A 22,721-nucleotide genomic window follows, 5' to 3' on the forward strand; every position below is an offset into this window, starting at 1 on the left:
GCGGTCATTCTCGCCCGCATTCTCCGGGCGATCTCGCTGACCCGTTCCCGACGCATTCGTGCGCTCGGTGGTCGGGTTCTCCGTCATGCCCTCGGGCACCCACGAAAGGCACCACCGTGTCGAACGACACCGACGTCCGTCCCCCCGGCACCCGCGCGGTGCGCAGCCGGGTCACGCTCGCCGACCGCATCGCCCTCCGGATCGGCATGTCGCTGATCATCTGGAGTCGTCGGACGCACCACGTCCGCCCCTCGGTCGACCTCGCGACCCGTCAGCGGCTCGAACGCGAGCGGTACGAGCGCGAGCTCGACTGGCTCACGCAGGGCGCCGCGATGCGCCTCTGGCGCTGACGCGGCGCAGCGCCCAGCCCGCCCGCCCGCCCGCGACCGCCGCGCTCGTCGCCGCCGTGATCGAACCACGGAACCGACGTCGAACCAGGTCACCCGCCTGGTTCGACGTCGGTTCCGTGGTTCGACGGTGGGGGCCGGCCACGCGGCGAGGGGGCGGCCCGGCGCGGACCGGAGACGGTGCGCACGACGCACCCCGTGCCTCCCGTACCGTTGTCCGGTGACCGAAACCGCAGCTGCACTCGTCGAACGCCTCACCGCCGTCGTCCCGGACTTCCCGAAGCCGGGCATCCTCTTCCGCGACGTGACGCCGGTCTTCTCGGACCCCGTGGCCTTCGGCCGCGTGTGCGAGGCCCTCGCGGCGCCGTTCGCGATCGGCGGCGGGTTCCAGGCCGTCGCCGGCATCGAGGCGCGCGGCTTCGCCCTCGCCGGCGGCATCGCGGCGCAGCACCAGGTCGGTGTGCTGACCGTCCGCAAGGCCGGCAAGCTCCCCGGCGAGGTCCTCAGCGAGCAGTACGCGCTCGAGTACGGCGAGGCCGAGCTCGAACTCCGCCCGGGGCAGCTGCCGCAGGGCACGCGGGTGCTCGTCGTCGACGACGTCCTCGCCACCGGCGGCACCGCGGCGGCGACCGTCACGCTGCTCGAGCGCGCGGGGTACGAGGCGGTCGGCTTCGCGTCGCTGCTCGAGCTCGACGGACTCGCCGGTCGCGAGCGCCTCGAGCCCCGCCTGCCCGTCACCACACTCGGCCGCGTCCCCGCCTGAGCGTCCGCCGCCGCGCACTAGTCTTGACCCACCCCTGAACCAACCGAGGAGCACCACGATCGTGACCGAGTCAGTCGCACCAGCGCCCGCAGACCTGCCCCAGGCACCCGAGCCCCGCACCGCGACGACGACCACGACGGGCACCGAGCTCTTCGACGGCGAGCGTGGCGTGGTCGCGATCCGCGTCGGCGGCGTCCTGAAGGACCTCGACGCGGCGGTGCAGGACGGCGAGACGGCCGAGGCGGTCACCCTGCAGGAGCAGGACGGCCTCGACATCCTCCGCCACTCGGCCGCGCACGTGCTCGCGCAGGCCGTGCAGCAGATCAACCCGGACGCCAAGCTCGGCATCGGGCCGCCCGTGACCGACGGCTTCTACTACGACTTCGACGTCGCCGAGCCGTTCACGCCGGAGGACCTCAAGGCGATCGAGAAGGGCATGGACCGGATCATCCGGCAGGCCCAGCGCTTCCGTCGCGTCGTCGTCACCGACGACGAAGCACGCGAGCGGATGGCGGGGGAGCCCTTCAAGCAGGAGCTCATCGGCCTCAAGGGCGCCGCGGACGAGGGCGACTCCGGTGAGAGCGTCGAGGTCGGCGCCGGCGAGCTGACGGTCTACGAGAACGTCGACCCGAAGTCGGGCGAGGTCGTCTGGCAGGACCTCTGCCGCGGCCCGCACGTCCCGCACACCCGGTGGATCGGCAACGCCTCGAAGCTCATGCGCGTCGCGGCGGCGTACTGGCGCGGCTCGGAGAAGAACCCGCAGCTGCAGCGCATCTACGGCACGGCGTGGCCGGACAAGGACCAGCTCAAGGCGTACCAGCTCCGTCTCGAAGAGGCTGCGAAGCGCGACCACCGCAAGCTCGGCGCCGAGCTCGACCTGTTCTCGTTCCCGGACGAGATCGGTTCGGGCCTGGCGATCTTCCACCCGAAGGGCGGCATCATCCGCCGCGAGATGGAGGACTACTCGCGCCGTCGGCACGAGCAGGAGGGCTACTCCTTCGTCTACACGCCGCACATCACCAAGGGCGACCTGTTCGAGCAGTCCGGTCACCTCGGCTGGTACAAGGACGGCATGTTCCCGGCCATGCACATGGACGAGGCCCGCGACGAGGACGGCAACGTCACGCGGCAGGGGGCGGACTACTACCTCAAGCCGATGAACTGCCCGATGCACATCCTGGCGTACCGCTCGCAGGCCCGGTCCTACCGCGACCTGCCGCTGCGGATGTTCGAGTTCGGCACGGTCTACCGCAACGAGAAGTCCGGCGTGATCCACGGCCTGACCCGCGTGCGCGGCATGACGCAGGACGACGCCCACATCTTCACCACGCAGGAGAAGATGAAGGAGGAGCTGACCACGACCCTCCAGTTCGTGCTGTCGCTGCTCCGCGACTACGGCCTCGACGACTTCTACCTCGAGCTCTCCACGAAGGACCCGGAGAAGTACGTCGGCGACGACGACGTGTGGGAGGTCGCGACGAACACCCTGCGCGAGGTCGCCGAGGAGTCGGGCCTCGAGCTCGTCCCGGACCCCGCCGGCGCGGCCTTCTACGGCCCGAAGATCTCGGTGCAGGCCCGCGACGCGATCGGCCGCACGTGGCAGATGTCGACCGTGCAGCTCGACTTCAACCTGCCGGAGCGCTTCGAGCTCGAGTACACGGCACCGGACGGCTCCCGGCAGCGCCCGGTGATGATCCACCGTGCCCTGTTCGGCTCGATCGAGCGCTTCTTCGGCGTCCTCACCGAGCACTACGCGGGCGCGTTCCCGGCGTGGCTCTCCCCGGTGCAGGTCGTCGCGATCCCGGTCGCGGCCGAGTACGGCGACTACCTCGACGAGGTCGTCGCGAAGCTGCGCGCGCACGGCGTCCGCGCCGAGGTCGACCACTCGGACGACCGCATGCAGAAGAAGATCCGCACGCACACCAAGGCCAAGGTGCCGTTCCAGCTCATCGCGGGCGGTGACGACCGCGACGCCGGTGCGGTGTCGTTCCGCTTCCGCGACGGTCGCCAGGACAACGGCGTGCCGGTGGACGAGGCGGTGGACCGCATCCTCACCGCGATCCGCGACCGCGCGCAGGTCTGATGGACCAGGAACGGCCGGGAGGCCCGGAGCAGGTCCCGGGGACCGGTCACGTCGTCGACGTGGCCGGTTCCGAGGCCGCCGACGAGCGGTTGGTGATCCGCGACGCCGCGACCGGCGCCGCCGTGCCGGACGCCTTCCAGCGCCTCTGGAACCCGCACCGGATGGCCTACATCGACGCCGGTCGGGAAGGCGTGGGGCGCGGGCACGACGATGACTGCCCGTTCTGCGCCGCCCCGGGCATGTCCGACGAGGACGGCCTGATCGTCGCCCGCGGTGCGCACGCCTACGTGCTGCTCAACCTCTTCCCGTACAACAACGGGCACCTGCTCGTCTGCCCCTACCGGCACGTCCCGCTCTACGACGAGGCGACGCCGGAGGAGACCCGCGAGATGGCGGAACTGACGCAGACGGCGATGCGCGTCCTGCGGGCGGTGTCGCACTGCGACGGCTTCAACATCGGGATGAACCAGGGCGAGGTCGCCGGAGCCGGTGTGGCCGCGCACCTGCACCAGCACATCGTGCCGCGGTGGGCCTCGGACTCGAACTTCTTCCCGATCATCGCGCGGACGAAGTCGATGTCCCAGCTGCTCGGTGACACCCGCCGACTCGTCGCCGAGGGCTGGCCCGCCGCGGACTAGACTGTCGGCATCATGAGCGACAGCACCAGCACCCCGAGCACCAACGGCACCTCGATCACCGGCTCCGACCGCGTCAAGCGCGGCCTCGCGGAGATGCTCAAGGGTGGCGTCATCATGGACGTCATCGACGCCGAGCAGGCCCGCATCGCGGAAGAAGCGGGCGCGACCGCCGTCATGGCGCTCGAGCGCGTCCCTGCCGACATCCGCGCGCAGGGCGGTGTCGCCCGCATGTCCGACCCGTCGATGATCGAGGAGATCATCGCCGCGGTGTCGATCCCGGTCATGGCGAAGGCCCGCATCGGTCACTTCGTCGAGGCGCAGGTCCTGCAGGAGCTCGGCGTCGACTACATCGACGAGTCCGAGGTCCTCTCGCCGGCCGACTACGTCAACCACATCGACAAGTGGAACTTCACCACGCCGTTCGTCTGCGGTGCCACCAACCTGGGCGAGGCGCTCCGCCGCATCACCGAGGGTGCGGCGATGATCCGCTCCAAGGGCGAGGCCGGTACGGGCGACGTGTCCGAGGCCACGAAGCACATCCGCACCATCTCGAAGGAGATCGCGGCGCTGCGGTACCTCAAGGAGGACGAGCTCTACGTCGCGGCCAAGGAGCTCCAGGCCCCGTTCGACGTGGTCAAGGAGGTCGCGCAGACGGGCAAGCTCCCGGTCGTGCTCTTCACCGCCGGTGGTGTCGCCACCCCGGCCGACGCCGCGATGATGATGCAGCTCGGCGCGGACGGCGTGTTCGTCGGCTCCGGCATCTTCAAGTCGGGCGACCCTGCGAAGCGCGCCGCCGCCATCGTCAAGGCCGTCACCTTCCACGACGACCCGAAGGTCATCGCGGAGGTCTCCCGCGGGCTGGGCGAGGCGATGGTCGGCATCAACGTCGCCGACGTCCCCGCACCGCACCGCCTCGCCGAGCGCGGCTGGTGAGCGTCCGGCCCCGCATCGGGGTCCTGGCGCTGCAGGGTGACTTCCGCGAGCACATCGCCTCGCTGACGGAGCTCGACGCGGACGTCGTGCCGCTCCGGCGGCCGGAGGAGATCGCGGCGCTCGACGGCGTCGTGATCCCCGGCGGCGAGTCGAGCGTCATGGACAAGCTGTCCCGTGCGTTCGGCGTGGCCGGACCGCTGTCGGCGGCGATCCGCGGCGGACTCCCCACGTACGGCACGTGCGCGGGCATGATCATGCTGTCCTCGCGCATCGCCGCGGGCATCCCCGGGCAGCAGACGCTCGACGTCCTCGACACCACGGTGCGGCGGAACGCGTTCGGCAGCCAGAACGACTCGTTCGAGACCGACATCCCGATGCCGGCGCTCGGCGACGCCCCCGTGCACGCGGTGTTCATCCGTGCGCCCGTGGTGGAAGAGCACGGCGACGGGGTGCAGGTGCTCGGCGCGTTGTCCGACGGCCAGGTGGTCGCGGTGCAGCAGGACAACGTCATCGCGAGTGCGTTCCACCCCGAGGTCGCCGGCGAGGACCGCTTCCACCGGCGCTTCCTCGACCTGGTCCGCTCCGCCTGACCTGGTCCGCTCCGCCTGCCCCGCCGCGCCCCGACCACACGCTGCACGCGACCAGCGCGCCGGGGCGGCACCGTGCCTCCCGGGCCGGTAAACTGATCCGGATCTTCAGCGAGACCAAGGAGCACCGTGTCCGGGCATTCCAAGTGGGCAACGACCAAGCACAAGAAGGCGGTCATCGACCAGCGCCGTGCGAAGTCGTTCGCCAAGCTCATCAAGAACATCGAGGTGGCCGCCAAGATGGGCGGTGCCGACCTGTCGGGCAACCCGACGCTGGTCGACGCCGTGCAGAAGGCCAAGAAGACCTCGGTGCCGAACGACAACATCGACCGCGCCATCAAGCGCGGCGCCGGCCTGACCGGTGAGTCGATCGAGTACACGACGATCATGTACGAGGGCTACGGCCCGAACGGCGTCGCGATGCTCGTCGAGTGCCTCACCGACAACAAGAACCGCGCCGCGGCCGAGGTCCGGACGGCGATGTCCCGCAACGGCGGCACCATGGCCGACCCGGGCAGCGTCGCCTACAACTTCTCGCGCAAGGGCGTCATCTCGGTGACGAAGGTCGACGGGCTCGACGAGGACACCGTCATGACGGCCGTCCTCGACGCGGGTGTCGAGGACGTCGTCGACCAGGGCGGCGGCTTCGAGGTCATCACCGAGGCGAGCGACCTCGTCGCGGCCCGCACCGCGCTGCAGGACGCCGGCATCGACTACGACTCCGCCGACGCCGAGTTCGTGCCCGGCGTGAAGGTCCCGGTCGACGCGGACACCGCGCGCAAGGTCTTCAAGCTGATCGACGCGCTCGAGGACAGCGACGACGTGCAGAACGTCTACGCCAACTTCGACATCCCCGCGGACGTCCAGGCCGAGCTCGACGAGGACGAGGACTAGCCGGTGCTCCGGGTGCTCGGGGTCGACCCCGGGCTCACCCGGTGCGGCGTCGGCGTGGTCGAGGTCGCACCGAACCGGCGGGCCCGGCTGGTGCACGTCACGGTCGTGCGCACGCCGGCCGACATGGCGCTCGAGCAGCGGCTGCTGCGCATCGCGCAGGGCATCGAGGCCGAGATCGACGAGCACCGTCCGGACGCCGTCGCGGTCGAGCGGGTGTTCGCGCAGGCGAACGTCCGGACCGTCATGGGGACCGCACAGGCCTCCGGGCTCGCGCTGCACGCAGCAGCGGCCCGGGGCCTGCCCGTCGGTCTGCACACACCGTCCGAGGTGAAGGCCGCCGTCACCGGCTACGGCAACGCGGACAAGCGGCAGGTGCAGACGATGATCGCGCGCGTGCTCGGTCTCGACGAGGCACCGAAGCCCGCCGACGCCGCGGACGCGCTCGCCCTGGCCGTGTGCCATGCCTGGAGGCTCGGATCACCCGACCGGGTCGGCCCCGGCCCGGCGACGCTCACCCCGGCGCAGCGTGCGTGGCGCGACGCGCAGGCAGGCACCGCCGACACGCCCCTCGCGCGCGCCGAGGCTGCGGCCGCGCGGCGGTCCGGCTTCGTCGGCGGGCGGCCCTAGGCTCGTGGGCATGATCGCGAGCCTCCGGGGAACCTGCATCGACGTCGCCGGATCGGCCGTCGTGATCGAGGTCGGGGGAGTGGGCTACGCCGTCACGGTCACGCCCGCGCACGCCCTCACCATGCGGCACGGCGCCGAGGTCTTCCTGCGCACGGCGATGATCGTGCGCGAGGACGAGCAGCAGCTGTTCGGCTTCGAGTCGACCGATGCGCTGCAGGTGTTCGACCTGCTGCGCAGCGTCTCCGGCGTCGGCCCGAAGTCCGCGCTCGGCGTCCTCGCCCACATGGACCCGGCACAGGTCGCGAACGCCGTCGCGAGCGAGGACGACGCCGCGTTCCGCAAGGTCTCGGGCATCGGCCCGAAGACCGCCAAGCTCATCACGGTCGCACTCTCCGGCAAGCTCGTCGCCTTCGAGCAGGCAGCCCTCCCCACCACCGCCGGTGCGGCGACCGCCCACCCCGCGGCGGTCGACGTCGTGACAGCCCTCGTCGGGCTCGGCTGGCGCGAGGACGCGGCGCAGTCCGCGGTCGACGCCGTCGTCGCCGGCGACCCGGGTGCGGCGGCGATGGGCACCCAGGCCCTGCTCCGTGCGGCACTCGGGACGCTGCGTCCCGCCGGAGCCGGCCGGTGAGCGGCATCACGTCCGCGGGCGCCGAGTCGCAGGAGGAGCTCGCCTTCGAGGGGGCGCTCCGCCCGAAGTCGCTCGACGAGTTCGTCGGGCAGCGGAAGGTCCGCGGGCAGCTCGACCTGCTCCTCCGCGCCGCCGCGCTGCAGGACCGGACCCCGGACCACATCCTGATGGCCGGTCCGCCCGGGCTCGGCAAGACGACGCTCGCGATGATCGTCGCGCACGAGTCCGGCCGACCGCTGCGCATGTCGAGCGGACCGGCGATCCAGCACGCCGGTGACCTCGCCGCGGTGCTCTCGTCGCTCGTTCCGGGCGAGGTCCTCTTCATCGACGAGATCCACCGGATGGCGCGTTCGGCGGAGGAGATGCTCTACCTCGCGATGGAGGACTTCCGCATCGACGTCATGGTCGGCAAGGGTGCCGGTGCGACGAGCATCCCCCTCGACCTCGCACCGTTCACCCTCGTCGGCGCGACCACCCGTGCCGGCCTCCTGCCGAACCCGCTCCGCGACCGCTTCGGGTTCACCGCCCACCTGGAGTTCTACGAGAAGGACGAACTCGAGCAGGTCCTCATCCGTGCGGCCCACCTGCTCGAGCTCGCGATCGACCGCTCGGCGCTCCGGGAGATCGCGGGTCGTTCCCGCGGGACACCCCGCATCGCGAACCGCCTGCTGCGACGCGTGCGCGACTTCGCCCTCGTGCACCGCACGACGGACGGCATGGCGGCCGTGCAGGGCGCGCTCGACCTCTACGACGTCGACGACCTCGGCCTCGACCGCCTCGACCGCGCCGTCGTCGAGACCATGCTGACGCGCTTCGACGGCGGACCGGTCGGGCTGAACACCCTCGCGGTGTCCGTCGGCGAGGAGTCCGAGACGATCGAGTCGGTCGTCGAGCCGTTCCTCGTGCGCGTCGGCCTCGTCACCCGGACACCGCGTGGCCGGATCGCCACCCCGCAGGCGTGGCGGCACTTCGGCATGACCCCGGGGGACGGCACCGCCGGACAGCCCGGCCTGTTCGACGAGTGATCGCCTGTACGGTACGCTGGTACACGGTATTTCGCCCGACCGGCCCTCGCAGTCGGTCAGGACGCTCACGGTGACCTGCCCGATCACGGACACACCCGTGCCCTAGACTGCTACGGCCCGAAGCCGAGCAGCGACCGCTCCGGCTGGATCCGAGCAACCAGAGAAGGCACCGCCCCCATGGACCAATCACTCTTCCTCATCGTCATCATCGTGGCGTTCGCCGCGTTCATGTTCTACAGCAGCCGCAAGCGCAAGAAGCAGCAGGCGGAGCTCCAGACGAAGATGGTCCCGGGCTCCCGCGTCATGCTCTCGTTCGGCCTCTACGGCACGCTCGTGTCCGTCGACGACGACAAGGTCACGGCGGACGTCGAGGTCGCTCCCGGCACGGTCGTGACGGTGCACCGCCAGACCCTGTCGCGCGTGGTCGACGAGGACGCGTCCGACGTCGAGACCGCCGTCGTGGCCGACGACGAGACCACCGCCCCGAAGCCGGTCGCCGAGCTGAACGGTGAGCCGGTCTACGGCGAGCGTGTCGACGAGGTCGACCCGGCGAAGCGCAAGACCGAAGACTGATGCTCCCCGGTCGCCGGGTCCACCGACCCGGCGACCACACCTCCTGCCGCCGGCCTCGCCGCCGTCGGTCCTGAACAGAAAGACGAGACGACCGGTGGCACGATCGACACCCGTCAAGAAGGCGTTGCGCTCGCTCACCTGGTTGGTGATCATCATGGCCGCCCTGGCGGGCCTGAACACCGCCGCGTCGGTGCTCGCCGCCAACAGCAAGGACGACACCAACGAGTGGTTCGCCGGCGCGAGCTGGGTCCCGGAGTTGGCGCTCGACCTGCAGGGCGGCACGCAGCTGACGCTCGCGGCGCAGAACACCGAGGGCGGTTCCGTCACCTCGCAGCAGTTGAACCAGGCGGTCAACATCATCCGCCAGCGCATCAACGCGACCGGCGTCTCCGAGTCCCAGATCAACACGCAGGGCACGAACAACATCGTGGTGTCGATCCCGGGCAAGCCCGACAAGGCGACGATCGACCGGATCGAGGCCGCGGCGAAGCTGACCTTCCGCCCGGTGCTCTACACGGAAGCCGCCACGAACTCGGCGGTCGGCGGGAGCGACGGCAAGACCGCCTCGCCGACGCCGTACTCGCCGCCCGCGTCGCTCGACGCCACCCCGAGCACGAAGCCGACCAACGGCAGTGACCTCGCGCAGGTGACCCCGGCGCTCCAGGACCTGTACACGAACTACAACTGCGCTGCGCCGGACGACGTCACCGCGGCGCCGGACGACGAGCCGCTCGTCACGTGTGACCAGGACGGTGCCGCCAAGTACATCCTCGGCCCCGTCGAGGTCTCCGGTTCGGGCATCAGCAACGCGACCTCGGGCCTCGCCACCGACAGTCAGGGTGCGACGACCGGTGAGTGGGCGGTCAACCTGACCTTCCGAGGGCAGAGCTCGGACGACTTCCGTCAGGTCACGAGTCGCCTCGTGCAGCTCCAGCCGCCGCAGAACCAGTTCGCCATCGTCCTCGACGGCACGGTCATCCAGGCACCGGCGGCCAACGCCGCGATCACCAACGGCAAGGCGCAGATCACGGGTGGCTTCACCGCCGAGTCGTCGAAGACCCTCGCCGATCAGCTCAAGTACGGTGCCCTGCCGATCAACTTCCAGGTGCAGTCGAACGAGAACATCTCGGCGACGCTCGGCACCGCCCAGCTCGTCGGCGGTCTCGTCGCCGGTCTGATCGGTCTGATCCTGGTGGTCATCTACTCGGTGATCCAGTACCGCGCACTGGCGTTCGTGACGGTCCTGTCGCTCGGTGTGGCCGCGGTGCTGACCTACCTGGTCATCGCGATCATGTCGTGGCGGGTGGACTACCGCCTGTCGCTCGCCGGCGTTGCCGGTCTGATCGTCGCGATCGGCATCACCGCGGACTCGTTCATCGTCTACTTCGAGCGCATCCGCGACGAACTGCGCGACGGGCGCGGCCTCGAGAGCGCCGTGGAGGCGGGGTGGCGGCGGGCCCTCCGCACGATCCTGGCGTCCGACTCGATCAACTTCCTCGCCGCGGTCGTGCTCTACATCCTGGCCGTCAGCGACGTGAAGGGCTTCGCGTTCACGCTGCTCCTCACCACCCTGATCGACATCGTCGTCGTCGTGCTCTTCACGCACCCGATGATGCAGCTCATCGCCCGCAGCCGCTTCTTCGGCGAGGGGCACAGGTTCAGCGGACTCGACCCGTCCGCACTCGGCGCCGTCTACCGCGGCCGTGCGCAGTTCCGCGCACCGGTCGTCGACGGCAAGCGCCAGCGGAGTGCGGGCGAGGCCCAGCGCCGCCAGACGATCGCAGAGCGGAAGGCCCAGCAGGCCTCCGGCGACAACGGCTCGACGCCGGACGGGAAGGACGACTGATGGCCAGCTTCAGCCAGTTCGGCAGCGACCTCTACACGGGCAAGCGCTCGTACGACATCGTCGGGCGCCGGAAGACCTGGTACCTCGTCGCGATCATCGCCATCGTGGTCTCGCTCGCGGTGCCGTGGCTCCGCGGCGGCTACCACCTCGGCATCGAGTTCACCGGTGGTTCCGAGTTCACGATCTCGAACGCGAAGGACCTCGACCAGTCCATCGCGACCCGCACGGTCGAGTCGATCGTGCCCGAGGGCATCCCGCGCGTCTCGCAGGTCGGCCAGGACGGCATCCGCGTCCAGACCGAGCAGCTGACGGACCGTGAGACGAGCGACGTGCAGGACGCGCTCGCGCAGGCCTACGGTGTCTCCGACGACCAGGTCGCCTCGACCTACATCGGTGCCACCTGGGGTGCGGACGTCCTCGCGCAGGCCATCCGCGGCCTCGTGATCTTCCTGGCGCTGGCCGCCGTCGTCATGGCGCTGTACTTCCGCACCTGGAAGATGTCGGTGTCCGCCATGGTCGCGCTGCTGCACGACCTGCTCATCACCGCCGGTGTCTACGGCATCGTCGGGCTCGAGGTGACGCCGGCCGCGGTGATCGGCTTCCTCACGATCCTCGGATACTCGCTCTACGACACCGTCGTGGTGTTCGACAAGGTGCGCGAGAACACCGCGCAGGAGTCGCACCGCACCTTCGTGCAGTCGGTCAACCTCGCGGTGAACCAGACGCTCGTCCGCTCGATCAACACCTCGGTGGTCGCGCTGCTGCCCGTCGCCGCGATCCTCTTCATCGGATCGTACGTGCTCGGCGCCGGCACCCTCCGCGACATCTCCCTCGCGCTCTTCATCGGCATCATCGTCGGCACCTACTCGACGATCTTCATCGCGTCGCCGATGTACGCGCACCTGCGGGAGAACGAGCCGAAGGTCAAGGAGGCCGACGCGAGGAAGACCCGCGCTGCCGAGAAGCGCCAGCGCGAGGTCGACGCCGCGGCCGAGGTCGCCTGATGGCGGTCGAGGTGCACGACGTCGACGTCGCCGAGGCACGTCGTCGGCTGGACGCGGGCGCCCGACTGTTCGACGTCCGCGAGCAGGGGGAGTGGGACGAGGTGCACGCCCCCGAGGCGACGCTCGTGCCGATGTCCGAGCTCGTCGCCCGCTGGCAGGAGATCGACGGTGGCGACCAGCCCGCGATCGTCGTCTGCCACTCCGGGGCGCGGTCGGCCCGGGTGGTCGCCGCCCTCGAGCAGTCCGGCGTCTCCGCGGTGAACCTGACCGGCGGCATGGTCGCTTGGGAGCAGGCGGGCCAGCCGGTCGTGCGCGACGCCCAGGGCGAACCGCGTCACGAGCACTGACCGGACGCGCGTAGGCTTGCCGGACCGTACCCGCACTGGAGGCGCACCATGACGGACACCCGTGAGTCCTCGCCCCAGGGTGCGCCGTCGCCCGACGCGAGCCGTCCCGGTTCCGCACCACGGCCCTCCAGTCCGCTGAACGCGACGACCACCGGCAACCTCGGTTCCCTGCGGTCCCTCCTGCCCCGCCTGTTCTCGCGGGCGCAGCCCGCCGGCGCCGTCGACACGCTCATCCGGACCGTGCGGTCGCACCACCCCAAGGCCGACGTCACGCTCATCGAGCGTGCGTACTCGGTCGCGGAGCGCGCCCACGACGGGCAGAAGCGCAAGTCCGGCGAGCCGTACATCACGCACCCCGTCGCGGTGGCGCAGATCCTGGCCGACCTCGGCATCGGCACCATCACGATCGCCGCCGCGCTGCTGCACGACACGGTGGAGGACACGGACTACCAGCTCGACGAGCTCCGGGCCGACTTCGGCGACGAGATCGCCATGCTCGTGGACGGCGTCACGAAGCTCGACAAGGTCAAGTACGGCGACAGTGCGCAGGCCGAGACCGTCCGCAAGATGGTCATCGCGATGTCGAAGGACATCCGTGTCCTGGTCATCAAGCTCGCCGACCGCCTGCACAACGCGCGCACGTGGGGCTTCGTCGAGTCCGCGTCGGCCACGCGGAAGGCCAAGGAGACGCTCGAGATCTACGCGCCCCTGGCGCACCGACTCGGCATCCAGATGATCAAGCTGGAGCTCGAGGACCTGTCGTTCGCGGTCCTGCACCCGAAGCTCTACGTCGAGATCGACAGCCTGGTCAAGGAGCGGCAGCCGCGCCGCGAGCAGTTCGTGCAGAACGTCATCGGGACGCTCAAGAAGGACCTGAAGGCCGCGAAGGTCCGCGGCGAGGTCATGGGCCGGCCGAAGCAGTACTACTCGATCTACCAGAAGATGATCGTGCGGGGGCGCGAGTTCGACGAGATCTACGACCTGGTCGGGATCCGCGTGCTCGTGCCGACCGTCCGCGACTGCTACGCCATGCTCGGCTCGGTGCACGCGCGCTGGACGCCGCTGCCGGGGCGCTTCAAGGACTACATCGCGACGCCGAAGTTCAACCTGTACCAGTCGCTGCACACGACGGTGTTGGGGCCCCAGGGTCGCGCCGTGGAGATCCAGATCCGCACGCACGAGATGCACCAGCGGGCCGAGTTCGGTGTCGCGGCGCACTGGAAGTACAAGCAGCGGGCAGCGGGACGCGACGTCGACACCGCGTCGACGACGGACGACCAGGACATGGCGTGGCTCGCCCACATCACCGACTGGCAGGCCGAGACGAGCGACCCGGGGGAGTTCCTCGACTCGCTGCGGTACGAGATCGGTGCCAAGGAGACGTACGTCTTCACCCCGCAGGGCAAGGTCATCGGCCTGCCGGCGGGCGCGACCCCGGTCGACTTCGCCTACGCGGTGCACACGGAGATCGGGCACCGCACGATGGGTGCGAAGGTGAACGGTCGACTCGTGCCCCTCGAGAGCGCGCTCTCCAGCGGTGACGTCGTCGAGATCTTCACGTCAAAGAACCCGGACTCGGGGCCGAGCCAGGACTGGCTGACCTTCGTGCGGAGCCCGCGGGCCCGCAACAAGATCAAGCAGTGGTTCACCAAGGAGCGTCGCGAGGAGGCGATCGAGCAGGGTCGCGACGCGATCGCGCGGGCCATGCGGAAGCAGAACCTCCCGCTCCAGCGCATCATGAGCCAGGACTCCATCGCCGAGGTGGCGTCGTCCATGCGGTACGAAGACGTCTCGGCGCTGTACGCGGCCGTCGGCGAGGGGCACGTCTCCACGCAGTCGGTCATCGAGAAGGTGCTCGGCAACGTCCAGACCGAGTCGGAGACCGACGAGCCGGAGCTGGCGTTCCCGCGCCAGGTGACGAGCCGACAGCTGCGCAACAGCGACAGCGGCGTGCTCGTGCGCGGCGCGCCGGACATCCTGGTGAAGCTCGCGAAGTGCTGCACCCCGGTGCCGGGCGACCAGATCGTCGGGTTCATCACCCGCGGTCAGGGCGTGTCCGTGCACCAGGCGTCCTGCACCAACGTGAAGTCGCTCATGAACGAGCCGGACCGGATGATCGAGGTCGAGTGGGCGCCGTCGTCAAAGTCGGTCTTCCTCGTGCAGATCCAGATCGAGGCCCTCGACCGGTCGGGGCTCCTCAGCGACGTCACGCGTGTGCTGACCGACCACCACGTGAACATCCTGTCGGCGACCGTGTCGACGTCGTCCGACCGGCTCGCGCTCAGCCGCTTCGTGTTCGAGATGGGCGACACGACGCACCTCGACCGCGTGCTCAACGCGGTGCGCCGCATCGACGCCGTGTACGACGTGTACCGGGTCAGCGCCGGCTGACCGGCCCCGTCACCTCCGCGAGTCGCCGCGCCGCCTGACGGACCATCGGCACCGTCCCCAGCGCGTCGAGTCGCGCCCGGACGGCATCGGGGTCGACCACTCCGATCGCGACGAGCCCCTGCAGGCAGTCCCGCGCGTCGGCGGCGAACGGGCCCGGCGCACGCAGCAGGTCGAGTGCGGTCCGCAGCGGCGTGGTGACCCGGACGGTCCCGAGCACGACCACGTCGCCGTCCTCCAGCCGGACCTCCCGCAGGCGGACGTCGGCGTCGACGCGCACGCGCAGGTTCGGCGGTGCGACGACCTCGGGCACGGCCGGCTCGCGTGCCGTCGCGCCCCAGATCCAGGCAGCGGACCGCCCGCCCGCGACCAGGCGCCGGTCCGGGATCCGCCACGCGTGCGCAGCGGCCCGGAGCGCCGGGACCTGCGGCTCGGCGGGGGAGGCCCAGCACCGTCCGACGGCGACGAGCTCGCCGGCGAGGACCGCGGCGCGCAGCTCCGCCTCCGGCCAGTCGTCGCTGGTCAGCAGGCGCGGGGTCGGCACCCGCTCATCCTGCCCGACCGGCAGGGCGTCCAGGGGGCCCTGTGCACAGGTCGGTGGACGTCCGGCATTCCCGAGGTCTCGCTCAGCGCAGGACGTCGGCGCGGTCCGGCCCTGCCGCCCCGCTCAGCGCAGGACGTCGGCGCGGTGCACCAGGGCGCCGGCGCCGATGAGCGGACCGTCCTGCGAGAGCCCGGTCGGCACGATCCGGACCTTCGTCACGAAGCCGAACTCGACCCGTTCGGCCACGGCCTCCCGGGCGTACGTGAACAGGTCCGGGCTGACGTGGGAGAACCCGCCGCCGATGGCCACGACCTCGAGGTCGACCAGGCTGGTCGCGGCCGCGATCGCCTGTCCGAGGGCCCGACCGCTGCGACGAACCGCAGCGACCGCGATCTCGTCGCCCACGGCGTACGCGGTGGAGAGCTCCTCGCCGGTCGTCCCGGCGAAGCCCTGACGCTGCGCCCAGGCCACGGTCTTCGGGCCGCTGGCGACCGCTTCGAGGCAGCCGGTGCCGCCGCAGGCGCAGGGGTCGTCGAACCCGCCGCACTCGACGTGCCCGATGTGGCCGGCGTTGCCCGTCGGACCGCTGACCGTCCGGCCGTGCAGGATGAGGCCGCCACCGACGCCCGTCGACACGATCATGCCCATGACGTGGTCCGAGCCCTGCGCGGCGCCGACCCAGTGCTCGGCGAGCGTGATCGCGAGGCCGTCCATCCGGAGCGTCACCGGGACGCCGTCCGGCACGAGCGCGGCGATCCGGTCACGCAGCGGGTACCCGCGCCAGACCGGCATGTTGAGGGGGGAGACGAGCCCCCGCTCCTCGTCGACCGGCCCGGCGGACCCCACGCCGACGCCGACGAGGACCGCGTCGGTCGGCAGGGTCGCGAGCGTCGCGGTGACGACCTCGTCCACCGCCGCCTGCAGCTCGTCCGACGTCCGCTGCGGCCCGGTCGGGCTGCGGTGCCGGGTGCCCGGCACGACGACGCCCTGGTCGGTCACGAAGGCCGCCTCGACCTTGGTGCCACCGAGGTCCACGGCGAGTGCGAGCGCCGAGCCCGACGGGGACGACGGAGACGAGGGGGACGACGGAGACGAGGGGGACTGGGGTGCGGTGCTGGACATGCGCGCTCCGATGCGGCGGTCTGGAGGCCCGGTGCGGCTGTCCGACGCGTCCACGCGTCGGTGCGTGCCGACCCGGGCGACGGGGTCGGGTTGGGTGGTGCTGGTCCGGGCCTCGTGCGGGCCCGGGGGACTCAGTACGAGGTGGTGTCGTCGCCGAGGGCGGAGGCTCCGCCCGTCTCGGCACGGTGGGCGAGCTCGTCGAGGATGCGGGCGGAGGCGCTCGTGCCGATGCGGTCGGCGCCGGCGTCGACCATCTCGACGAGCGTGTCGAGACCGCGGACCCCACCGGAGGCCTTCACGCCGGTGTCCGGTCCGACCGTCTCGCGCATGAGCCGGATGTGCTCGGCGGTCGCGCCACCACCGGCGAAGCCCGTCGAGGTCTTCACGAAGGCGGCACCGGCACGCTGTGCGGCACGCGAGGCCGCGACGACCTCGTCGTCGGTCAGGAACGCCGTCTCGAGGATGACCTTCACGACGGTGTCCCCGGCGGCGTCGACCACGGCGCGGACGTCCTGTTCGACGCGCTCCCAGTCACCCGAGCGTGCTGCGGCGATGTTCTGGACCATGTCGAGCTCGAAGGCGCCGTCCGTCAGGGCCTGCAGGGACTCCGCGACCTTCGTGGCGGTCGTGGTGGTGCCGTGCGGGAAGCCGATGACGGTGCCGACGCCGACCCCGGTGCCCTGCAGGCGCTCGACGGCGTGGGCCACGTCGCTCGGACGGACGCACACGCTGAACACGCGGTACGCAGCGGCCTCGTCGAGCTGCGCGTCGACGTCGGCGCGGGTCAGCTCCGGCTTGAGGATCGCGTGGTCGATGAGGGCCCGCACCTCGTCGGCGCCGAGCGGCGCGGGACGGACCTGGTCTGCGGGGATTGCTGCGTTGTCCACCCGGAAAGACTACCCGGAGGCGACCGGCGTACCGTGCCCCTCATGCAGGTCCTCGTCACCGGTGCAACCGGCTACATCGGAGGACGTCTCGTCCCCCGTCTCCTCGAGGCCGGACACCGCGTCCGCGTCTTCGTCCGCACGCCCCGCAAGCTCCAGGACGTGCCGTGGCACGACGACGTGGAGATCGCCGCGGGCGACCTGCAGGACGCCGAGGCCGTCCGTGCCGCGGTGCAGGGGATCGAGGCGGTCTACTACCTGGCGCACGCGATGGGCGCGGACGGCGACTTCGAGCAGGCCGAGCGGGACGCCGTCGAGACGATGGCGCGCGAGGCACGCGACGCCGGGGTCGGTCGGTTCGTCTACCTCGGTGGGCTCCACCCCGACGGCGAGCTCTCCAAGCACCTCCGCAGCCGCAAGGAGGTGGGCGACGTGCTGCTCGCGTCCGGCGTGCCGACCATCGCCTACCAGGCGGGTGTGGTCATCGGCTCGGGCAGCACCTCGTTCGAGATGATCCGCCACGTCACCGACGTCCTGCCGTGGATGCCCGCGCCGCGGTGGGTGCGCAACCGCATCCAGCCGATCGCCGTGCGGGACGTACTGTACTACCTCGTCGAGGCGCTCCGGATCCCGGCCGACGTGAACCGCACCTTCGACATCGGCGGGCCGGACGTGCTCAAGTACGGCCAGATGCTCAACGGCTACGCGGTCGAGGCCGGGCTGCCGCAGCGCCGCTTCTCGGTGCTCCCCGTGCTCACCCCGGGGCTGTCCGCGCACTGGTTCAACATCGTGACGCCCATCCCACGCAAGCTCGCGACGCCGATCATCGAGTCGCTGCAGTTCGAGTGCGTCCAGCGCGAGCACGACATCGACGACGTCGTCCCCCGTCCCGAGGGCGGCCTGACCTCCTACCGCCGTGCCGTGCGGCTCGCCCTGACGAAGATGCGCGACGGCGAGGTCGAGACGAGCTGGCGCAACGCGACCCTCGCGGCGACGTCCGCCGACCCGCTGCCGAGCGACCCCGAGTGGGCCGGACACACGGTGTACGTGGACGACCGGAAGCGGCACTCCTCGGCCAGCGCCGCGGACGTGTGGCGGGTCGTCGAGTCGATCGGCGGCGAGAACGGCTGGTACTCGTTCCCGCTCGCGTGGGTCGCCCGTGGGTGGCTCGACAAGCTCGCCGGCGGCGTCGGGCTGAACCGGGGCCGTCGCGACCAGCGCCGGCTCGAGCAAGGCGACGCACTCGACTGGTGGCGTGTCGAGCAGCTCGAGCGTGGCCGGTACCTCCGCCTGCGTGCGGAGTTCAAGTCCCCGGGCCGCGCCTGGCTCGAGATGACCGTGACGCCGAGCGACGACGGCGGGAGCGACTACCACCAGCGGGCGATCTACTTCCCCCAGGGGCTGTCCGGGCGCCTGTACTGGTACGGCATCCTGCCCTTCCACGGCGTCATCTTCCCCGGCATGGTCGAGCGCATCACCGCGGCGGCCGAGCGCGAGTCCGAACACACCGAGTCGACGGGGCGGAACTGGACCCAGCAGAATGGGGACCCGCAACCGGCACACGAGGAGGCAGCATGACCACGGAACACCCCAGCGTCCTGTTCCTGGGCGACAGCATCACCGAGCAGGGGTCGTGGGACCAGTGGCTCCCCGGTGAACGCACGAGCAACCGCGGGGTCGGTGGCGACACCACCGACGGCGTGCTCGCCCGGCTCGACGACGTCATCGCGGAGCAGCCCGAGGTGATCGTGCTCCTCATCGGGACGAACGACTTCGGCAACCACCGCGCCAGCGTCGAGCACGTCGTCCGCGGCGTGGAGTCGATCCTCGTGACGCTCCGCCGCGAGCTGCCCGGGGTCCGACTGCTGCTCGTCTCGATCCTGCCGCGGCAGGCCGACTGGTGCGCGAAGATCGAGGAGGCCAACCGCCACCTCCGCCAGTTCGTCGCGACCTGCCACGCGCAGTACCTCGACCTGTGGCCGGCCCTCGCCGACGACGACCACCTGGACGCTCGGTACACCGACGACGGCCTGCACCTCACCGAGGACGGCTACCGCGCGGTCGTCGACGAGCTCCTACCGGCCCTCGAACGGGTCCGCGACCTGCCCCCGATGTCCCGCTCCATCCAGGCGATCGACCTCGGGGAGACCGGCGCCTGATGCCGCGCAAGGGACGCCCACCGGCCGGGTCGTCGCTGCAGGGCGTGCCGTCGAGCCGTCCGGACGCGCGACGGCCGGCGGGCGCGACCGCCGGGACCGACGGCACACCGTCGTTCACGCGCCCCGCACTCGCGCCGTCGCTGCTCGCCGCGGTGGTCCTCGTCGCCTTCGTGGCGATCGTCGACTCGTCGGCGTTCGTCTTCGTCCGCTGGGGGGTGACGGTGCTCGCCCTGATCGTGCTCGTCTTCGCGGTCCGCGGCCGGGCGTGGTGGGCCGTGGCCCTGACGGCCGCGATCGCGGTCTGCTGGAACCCGGTCGTCGTCGTGCCGATCCCGGGACAGGTCTGGGCGGCCCTGCAGCTCGTCGCAGCCGCGGCGTTCATCCTGGTCGGGATCTCGGTCAAGGTGCCCCGCGAGGCGGACGCGGGGCGTGCCTCCCGGCCGTGACCGGCACGCGCTCGCGTTCTCCCGGCGGACGGTAGGATCGCAGGAGCCGGGCACGGGGTCCGGCTGACGCGACCCGAAGGGCATGGATGAGCCACGAGACCGAGCCGGCGACCGAGAGTCCTCTGCTGAACCCTCGACCGTCCTCCGGCGGTCTCGACCGTCCCGACGTCGTCGTCCGCAAGGGACGGCTGACCCTGGTCAACGGGCACCTCACGCCCCAGCAGTCGATGATCGAGGACCTGTTGTTCCTCGACGACGCGCTCACCGCCGGTGACGTCGACCACCTGCTCATCCGTGGCAACGACCGACGGCCGGTCATCGCGGTCGACGAGCGGGACCGCCAGCGCGCCGAGAGCGCCGTCATGGCAGCCGCCGCGAACGAGCCGCTCTACGCCAAGCCGCCGGGGGAGCCCGCGGTCCTCGTCGTCGACGACGGCCTCGGCAACGCCGACGAGCCCGTGCTCCGGGTCTTCCGGCCCCGCCTCGAGCCCCTCGGTCGCCTCCGGTACGGCGCCGAGACGAGCGTGCAGCTCGAGTTCTGGCGCGTCACCGACACCGAGGTGCTCGCGCCCGTCGAGAACGCGCTCATGCGCCGCAGCCTGCCGATCGACGAGTTCGTGCTCGTGGACATCGAGCGGTACGGCCGCACCTGGCGGACGGTCGAGCACATGTTCGACGACCACGTCTCCGACATCCGCTTCCCCATCGACATCGTCTTCTCGTGGGTCGACGGCAACGCGATCGAGTACCAGCGCGCCCGTCAGGCCGCGCAGGCGAACGCCGTGCTCGGCGAGGGCGACGACGCCCCGGCCCGCTTCCGGCAGATCGACGAGCTGAAGTACGCGCTCCGCTCCGTGCACACCTTCGCGCCGTGGATCCGCCGCATCTACATCGCCACCGACTCCCCGGCGCCGGCGTGGCTCGCGGACCACCCGAAGGTGCGGATCGTGCGGAGCGAGGAGTTCTTCGCCGACCCGTCCGTGCTGCCGACGCACAACTCGCAGGCCGTCGAGTCCCAGCTGCACCACATCCCGGGCATCAGCGAGCACTTCATCTACTCGAACGACGACATGTTCTTCGGGCGACTCGTGGACCCGTCGGTGTTCTTCAGCCCGGGTTCGGTGACGAAGTTCATCCTCGCGACGACCCGCATCGGGCTCGGCTCGAACAACCCGGCTCGCAGCGGGTTCGAGAACTCCGCCCGGGTCAACCGCCGCCTGCTGCAGCAGCGGTTCGGCGCCGTCACCACGCGGCACCTCGAGCACGCGCCGACCCCGCTCCGGGCGTCGATCATGACCGAGATGGAGCACGAGTTCGCGGACGAGTTCCGCGCGACGATGGCCTCGCGGTTCCGTGCGGCCGAGAACATCTCCGTCACGAACTCGCTCTACCACTACTACGCGCTGCTCACGGGGCGGGCCATCGTGCAGGAGAACGCGCCGGTCCGGTACGTCGACACGACGATGCAGTCCGGGCTCAAGGCGCTCGAGGACCTGCTCAAGAAGCGGAACGTCGACTTCTTCTGCCTCAACGACGGCAGCTTCCCGGAGGTCTCCGACGAGGAGCGCACGCGGCGGGTGACGGACTTCCTCGAGAAGTACTTCCCGTTCCCGGCGCCGTGGGAGCAGCCGACCGACTGAGTGGGCGCCGGGTGGGCCGGTCCGGCCCGGTCGCCTCCGCGCGAGCGGGTCATTCCTGTCACGCTCGGCGCGCGGGCGCGACGAGTCGTGCCCGCACGACGACCGCACGCGGCATGTCGTGCCCGTTCGGCGGGCAGGAGCGCGCACAACGACGGACGGGAGGCTCGGCGCGCGTCCGGCAGGGACGTCACCCCACAGGGTGTCCGGCCTGCAGTGACGTTCGGCCAGCAAGGACGGTTGGCCTGCAATGACGTCCGGCCGTCAAGGACGGATCGCCGTCAGCGGCGGATGGGGGAGGTGGGCACCGTGTCCAGGGTGAACACCGGGATGCTCGACGTGACGGGCGCCGGCTCGACGGCCGGAGCGATGGTGATGCCGGCCGCACCGAGGCGTGCCTCGGTCTGCTCGGCGGACACGGGCTCACCCACGGTCGAGTAGTGGCCGATCGGCACCACGGAGTGCACGACGTTGTTGCCGTACACGTGCACGAGGTTGAACGACTGCGCGCCGTCCTGGCCCCGGGTCCCGCCCTGGTACTCGGTGAGGTCCTGGGTGTAGCAGGTGGCACTCGCCACGGACACGGGCACACCCGCGAACACGGCGCTCGTCGAGTAGTGCAGGTGTCCGGCGATGATCGAGATGACGTCCGACCCCTCGACGACCTCCGCCAGCGCGGCCTGGTCGCGCAGCTCGACGAGCACGGCGAGGTCCTGCACGCTCGGGACCGGCGGGTGGTGCATCGCGAGGATCGTGCCGTGCGGCGCGGGCTCGGACAGCACCTCGGCGAGCCAGTCGAGCTGCGCGGGGGTGACCTCGCCGTGGTGCGCCCCCGGCACGCTCGTGTCGAGGGTGATCACGCGGAGGCCGTTCACGTCGTAGACGAAGTCGACCGGACGATCGGTCGGCTGGAGACCGAAGAGCTCCTGCCGGAAGGCACCGCGCTCGTCGTGGTTCCCCATGGCCCACACGACCTGCGCACCGAGGCGCTCGGCGGCCGGCTCCACGATGTCACGGACCCGCACGTAGGCACCGGCTTCGCCCTTGTCCGCGACGTCGCCGGTGATGACGATCGCCTCGGGCCGCGTGCCTGATGCCTCGATGTCGGCGATGATCGCGGAGAGTCGCGCGGCGGAGTCGACGTCGCCGTAGAGCGCGCCGTCACCCGCCACGAGGTGGGTGTCGCTGAGGTGGAGGAGGAAGTGGTTCGGCCTGGGGTGTTCGGCCGTCCGGCTGTCCATCG

General features: G+C 71.0%; 23 protein-coding genes. 19 read left to right on the plus strand and 4 right to left on the minus strand.

Annotated features, from left to right (window positions below; all coding sequences use genetic code 11):
• Positions 1-116 precede the first annotated feature (116 nt).
• From AB0N84_RS09800 to AB0N84_RS09870, 15 genes are all read left to right on the plus strand, one after another.
• Positions 117-350 (plus strand): hypothetical protein, encoded by a 234-nt coding sequence (locus AB0N84_RS09800; protein ID WP_363545676.1) that lies wholly within the window; start codon positions 117-119, stop codon positions 348-350.
• A 217-nt stretch (positions 351-567) separates the two neighbouring features.
• The gene (locus tag AB0N84_RS09805; RefSeq protein WP_069710910.1) at positions 568-1,110 is read left to right on the plus strand and encodes an adenine phosphoribosyltransferase; all 543 of its coding nucleotides are present in this window, start codon (positions 568-570) and stop codon (positions 1,108-1,110) included.
• 94 nt (positions 1,111-1,204) lie between these two features.
• Positions 1,205-3,193 carry a threonine--tRNA ligase gene (thrS, locus tag AB0N84_RS09810; protein ID WP_363545767.1) on the plus strand — a complete coding sequence of 663 codons (1,989 nt, stop codon included), beginning with the start codon at positions 1,205-1,207 and terminating at the stop codon, positions 3,191-3,193.
• Entirely contained in the window at positions 3,193-3,831 is a 639-nt protein-coding gene (locus AB0N84_RS09815; RefSeq protein WP_182047518.1) for an HIT domain-containing protein, read from the plus strand. Before thrS ends, AB0N84_RS09815 begins: the two co-directional genes overlap by 1 nt.
• Before the next feature lie 12 nt (positions 3,832-3,843).
• Positions 3,844-4,764, plus strand: a complete 921-nt coding sequence (gene pdxS / locus AB0N84_RS09820) for a pyridoxal 5'-phosphate synthase lyase subunit PdxS (RefSeq protein ID WP_363545680.1) — start codon at positions 3,844-3,846, stop codon at positions 4,762-4,764.
• A complete protein-coding gene (pdxT, locus tag AB0N84_RS09825) occupies positions 4,761-5,354 on the plus strand; it encodes a pyridoxal 5'-phosphate synthase glutaminase subunit PdxT (RefSeq protein ID WP_363545683.1) in 594 nt (197 codons plus the stop codon). Before pdxS ends, pdxT begins: the two co-directional genes overlap by 4 nt.
• A gap of 126 nt (positions 5,355-5,480) precedes the next feature.
• Positions 5,481-6,245 (plus strand): YebC/PmpR family DNA-binding transcriptional regulator, encoded by a 765-nt coding sequence (locus AB0N84_RS09830; RefSeq protein ID WP_069710907.1) that lies wholly within the window; start codon positions 5,481-5,483, stop codon positions 6,243-6,245.
• A gap of 3 nt (positions 6,246-6,248) precedes the next feature.
• On the plus strand, positions 6,249-6,872 hold the full coding sequence (gene ruvC / locus AB0N84_RS09835; protein WP_069710906.1) for a crossover junction endodeoxyribonuclease RuvC: 624 nt from the start codon (positions 6,249-6,251) through the stop codon (positions 6,870-6,872).
• 10 nt (positions 6,873-6,882) lie between these two features.
• A complete protein-coding gene (gene ruvA, locus AB0N84_RS09840) occupies positions 6,883-7,503 on the plus strand; it encodes a Holliday junction branch migration protein RuvA (RefSeq protein ID WP_182047520.1) in 621 nt (206 codons plus the stop codon).
• Positions 7,500-8,528: a Holliday junction branch migration DNA helicase RuvB gene (ruvB, locus tag AB0N84_RS09845; RefSeq protein ID WP_182047521.1), complete on the plus strand. Its 1,029-nt coding sequence runs from the start codon at positions 7,500-7,502 to the stop codon at positions 8,526-8,528. Before ruvA ends, ruvB begins: the two co-directional genes overlap by 4 nt.
• 177 nt (positions 8,529-8,705) lie before the next feature.
• Positions 8,706-9,101: a preprotein translocase subunit YajC gene (locus AB0N84_RS09850; RefSeq protein WP_182047522.1), complete on the plus strand. Its 396-nt coding sequence runs from the start codon at positions 8,706-8,708 to the stop codon at positions 9,099-9,101.
• A gap of 94 nt (positions 9,102-9,195) precedes the next feature.
• Positions 9,196-10,947, plus strand: coding sequence for a protein translocase subunit SecD (gene secD, locus AB0N84_RS09855; RefSeq protein ID WP_182047523.1), 1,752 nt, complete (start codon positions 9,196-9,198; stop codon positions 10,945-10,947).
• Positions 10,947-11,951: a protein translocase subunit SecF gene (secF, locus tag AB0N84_RS09860; protein ID WP_182047524.1), complete on the plus strand. Its 1,005-nt coding sequence runs from the start codon at positions 10,947-10,949 to the stop codon at positions 11,949-11,951. Before secD ends, secF begins: the two co-directional genes overlap by 1 nt.
• Positions 11,951-12,298 (plus strand): rhodanese-like domain-containing protein, encoded by a 348-nt coding sequence (locus AB0N84_RS09865; protein WP_363545691.1) that lies wholly within the window; start codon positions 11,951-11,953, stop codon positions 12,296-12,298. The genes secF and AB0N84_RS09865 overlap by 1 nt, the downstream gene beginning before the upstream one ends.
• Before the next feature lie 48 nt (positions 12,299-12,346).
• Complete coding sequence (locus tag AB0N84_RS09870; protein WP_223246487.1) at positions 12,347-14,689, plus strand: bifunctional (p)ppGpp synthetase/guanosine-3',5'-bis(diphosphate) 3'-pyrophosphohydrolase; 2,343 nt, start codon at positions 12,347-12,349, stop codon at positions 14,687-14,689.
• Here AB0N84_RS09870 and AB0N84_RS09875 read toward each other — a convergent pair.
• From AB0N84_RS09875 to deoC, 3 genes are all read right to left on the minus strand, one after another.
• Positions 14,676-15,230: a type IV toxin-antitoxin system AbiEi family antitoxin gene (locus tag AB0N84_RS09875; RefSeq protein ID WP_182047526.1), complete on the minus strand. Its 555-nt coding sequence runs from the start codon at positions 15,228-15,230 to the stop codon at positions 14,676-14,678. The two genes, AB0N84_RS09870 and AB0N84_RS09875, sit on opposite strands and share 14 nt — an antisense overlap.
• A 123-nt stretch (positions 15,231-15,353) precedes the next feature.
• The gene (locus AB0N84_RS09880) at positions 15,354-16,352 is read right to left on the minus strand and encodes an ROK family protein (protein WP_363545696.1); all 999 of its coding nucleotides are present in this window, start codon (positions 16,350-16,352) and stop codon (positions 15,354-15,356) included.
• Between the two features lie 131 nt (positions 16,353-16,483).
• Positions 16,484-17,239, minus strand: a complete 756-nt coding sequence (deoC, locus tag AB0N84_RS09885) for a deoxyribose-phosphate aldolase (protein ID WP_363545699.1) — start codon at positions 17,237-17,239, stop codon at positions 16,484-16,486.
• A gap of 42 nt (positions 17,240-17,281) precedes the next feature.
• Here deoC and AB0N84_RS09890 point away from each other — a divergent pair, with 42 nt between their 5' ends.
• The 4 genes from AB0N84_RS09890 to AB0N84_RS09905 all read left to right on the plus strand — a co-directional run bounded on the left by AB0N84_RS09890 (position 17,282) and on the right by AB0N84_RS09905 (position 21,481).
• On the plus strand, positions 17,282-18,814 hold the full coding sequence (locus AB0N84_RS09890) for an SDR family oxidoreductase (RefSeq protein WP_289458951.1): 1,533 nt from the start codon (positions 17,282-17,284) through the stop codon (positions 18,812-18,814).
• On the plus strand, positions 18,811-19,395 hold the full coding sequence (locus AB0N84_RS09895) for a GDSL-type esterase/lipase family protein (RefSeq protein WP_069710895.1): 585 nt from the start codon (positions 18,811-18,813) through the stop codon (positions 19,393-19,395). Before AB0N84_RS09890 ends, AB0N84_RS09895 begins: the two co-directional genes overlap by 4 nt.
• On the plus strand, positions 19,395-19,841 hold the full coding sequence (locus AB0N84_RS09900) for a DUF6804 family protein (RefSeq protein WP_363545704.1): 447 nt from the start codon (positions 19,395-19,397) through the stop codon (positions 19,839-19,841). The genes AB0N84_RS09895 and AB0N84_RS09900 overlap by 1 nt, the downstream gene beginning before the upstream one ends.
• An 86-nt stretch (positions 19,842-19,927) precedes the next feature.
• Complete coding sequence (locus tag AB0N84_RS09905; RefSeq protein ID WP_182046665.1) at positions 19,928-21,481, plus strand: stealth conserved region 3 domain-containing protein; 1,554 nt, start codon at positions 19,928-19,930, stop codon at positions 21,479-21,481.
• Between the two features lie 278 nt (positions 21,482-21,759).
• Here AB0N84_RS09905 and AB0N84_RS09910 read toward each other — a convergent pair whose 3' ends face one another.
• On the minus strand, positions 21,760-22,719 hold the full coding sequence (locus AB0N84_RS09910; protein ID WP_289458941.1) for a phosphodiesterase: 960 nt from the start codon (positions 22,717-22,719) through the stop codon (positions 21,760-21,762).
• Positions 22,720-22,721: the final 2 nt, after the last annotated feature.

Origin of the sequence: Curtobacterium sp. NPDC089185, from assembly GCF_040685235.1 — a bacterium.
Taxonomy (GTDB): domain Bacteria; phylum Actinomycetota; class Actinomycetes; order Actinomycetales; family Microbacteriaceae; genus Curtobacterium; species Curtobacterium citri.

What these genes read in the sequence shown, in the direction of transcription:
- ruvA (WP_182047520.1), top strand. Translation starts at nt 6,883, where the DNA reads ATGATCGCGAGCCTCCGGGGAACCTGCATCGACGTCGCCGGATCGGCC.
- AB0N84_RS09865 (WP_363545691.1), top strand. Translation starts at nt 11,951, where the DNA reads ATGGCGGTCGAGGTGCACGACGTCGACGTCGCCGAGGCACGTCGTCGG.
- pdxS (WP_363545680.1), top strand. Translation starts at nt 3,844, where the DNA reads ATGAGCGACAGCACCAGCACCCCGAGCACCAACGGCACCTCGATCACC.
- AB0N84_RS09870 (WP_223246487.1), top strand. Translation starts at nt 12,347, where the DNA reads ATGACGGACACCCGTGAGTCCTCGCCCCAGGGTGCGCCGTCGCCCGAC.
- AB0N84_RS09905 (WP_182046665.1), top strand. Translation starts at nt 19,928, where the DNA reads ATGAGCCACGAGACCGAGCCGGCGACCGAGAGTCCTCTGCTGAACCCT.
- AB0N84_RS09850 (WP_182047522.1), top strand. Translation starts at nt 8,706, where the DNA reads ATGGACCAATCACTCTTCCTCATCGTCATCATCGTGGCGTTCGCCGCG.
- AB0N84_RS09900 (WP_363545704.1), top strand. Translation starts at nt 19,395, where the DNA reads ATGCCGCGCAAGGGACGCCCACCGGCCGGGTCGTCGCTGCAGGGCGTG.
- secF (WP_182047524.1), top strand. Translation starts at nt 10,947, where the DNA reads ATGGCCAGCTTCAGCCAGTTCGGCAGCGACCTCTACACGGGCAAGCGC.
- AB0N84_RS09910 (WP_289458941.1), bottom strand. Translation starts at nt 22,719, where the DNA reads ATGGACAGCCGGACGGCCGAACACCCCAGGCCGAACCACTTCCTCCTC.
- AB0N84_RS09895 (WP_069710895.1), top strand. Translation starts at nt 18,811, where the DNA reads ATGACCACGGAACACCCCAGCGTCCTGTTCCTGGGCGACAGCATCACC.
- AB0N84_RS09880 (WP_363545696.1), bottom strand. Translation starts at nt 16,352, where the DNA reads ATGTCCAGCACCGCACCCCAGTCCCCCTCGTCTCCGTCGTCCCCCTCG.
- AB0N84_RS09815 (WP_182047518.1), top strand. Translation starts at nt 3,193, where the DNA reads ATGGACCAGGAACGGCCGGGAGGCCCGGAGCAGGTCCCGGGGACCGGT.
- AB0N84_RS09890 (WP_289458951.1), top strand. Translation starts at nt 17,282, where the DNA reads ATGCAGGTCCTCGTCACCGGTGCAACCGGCTACATCGGAGGACGTCTC.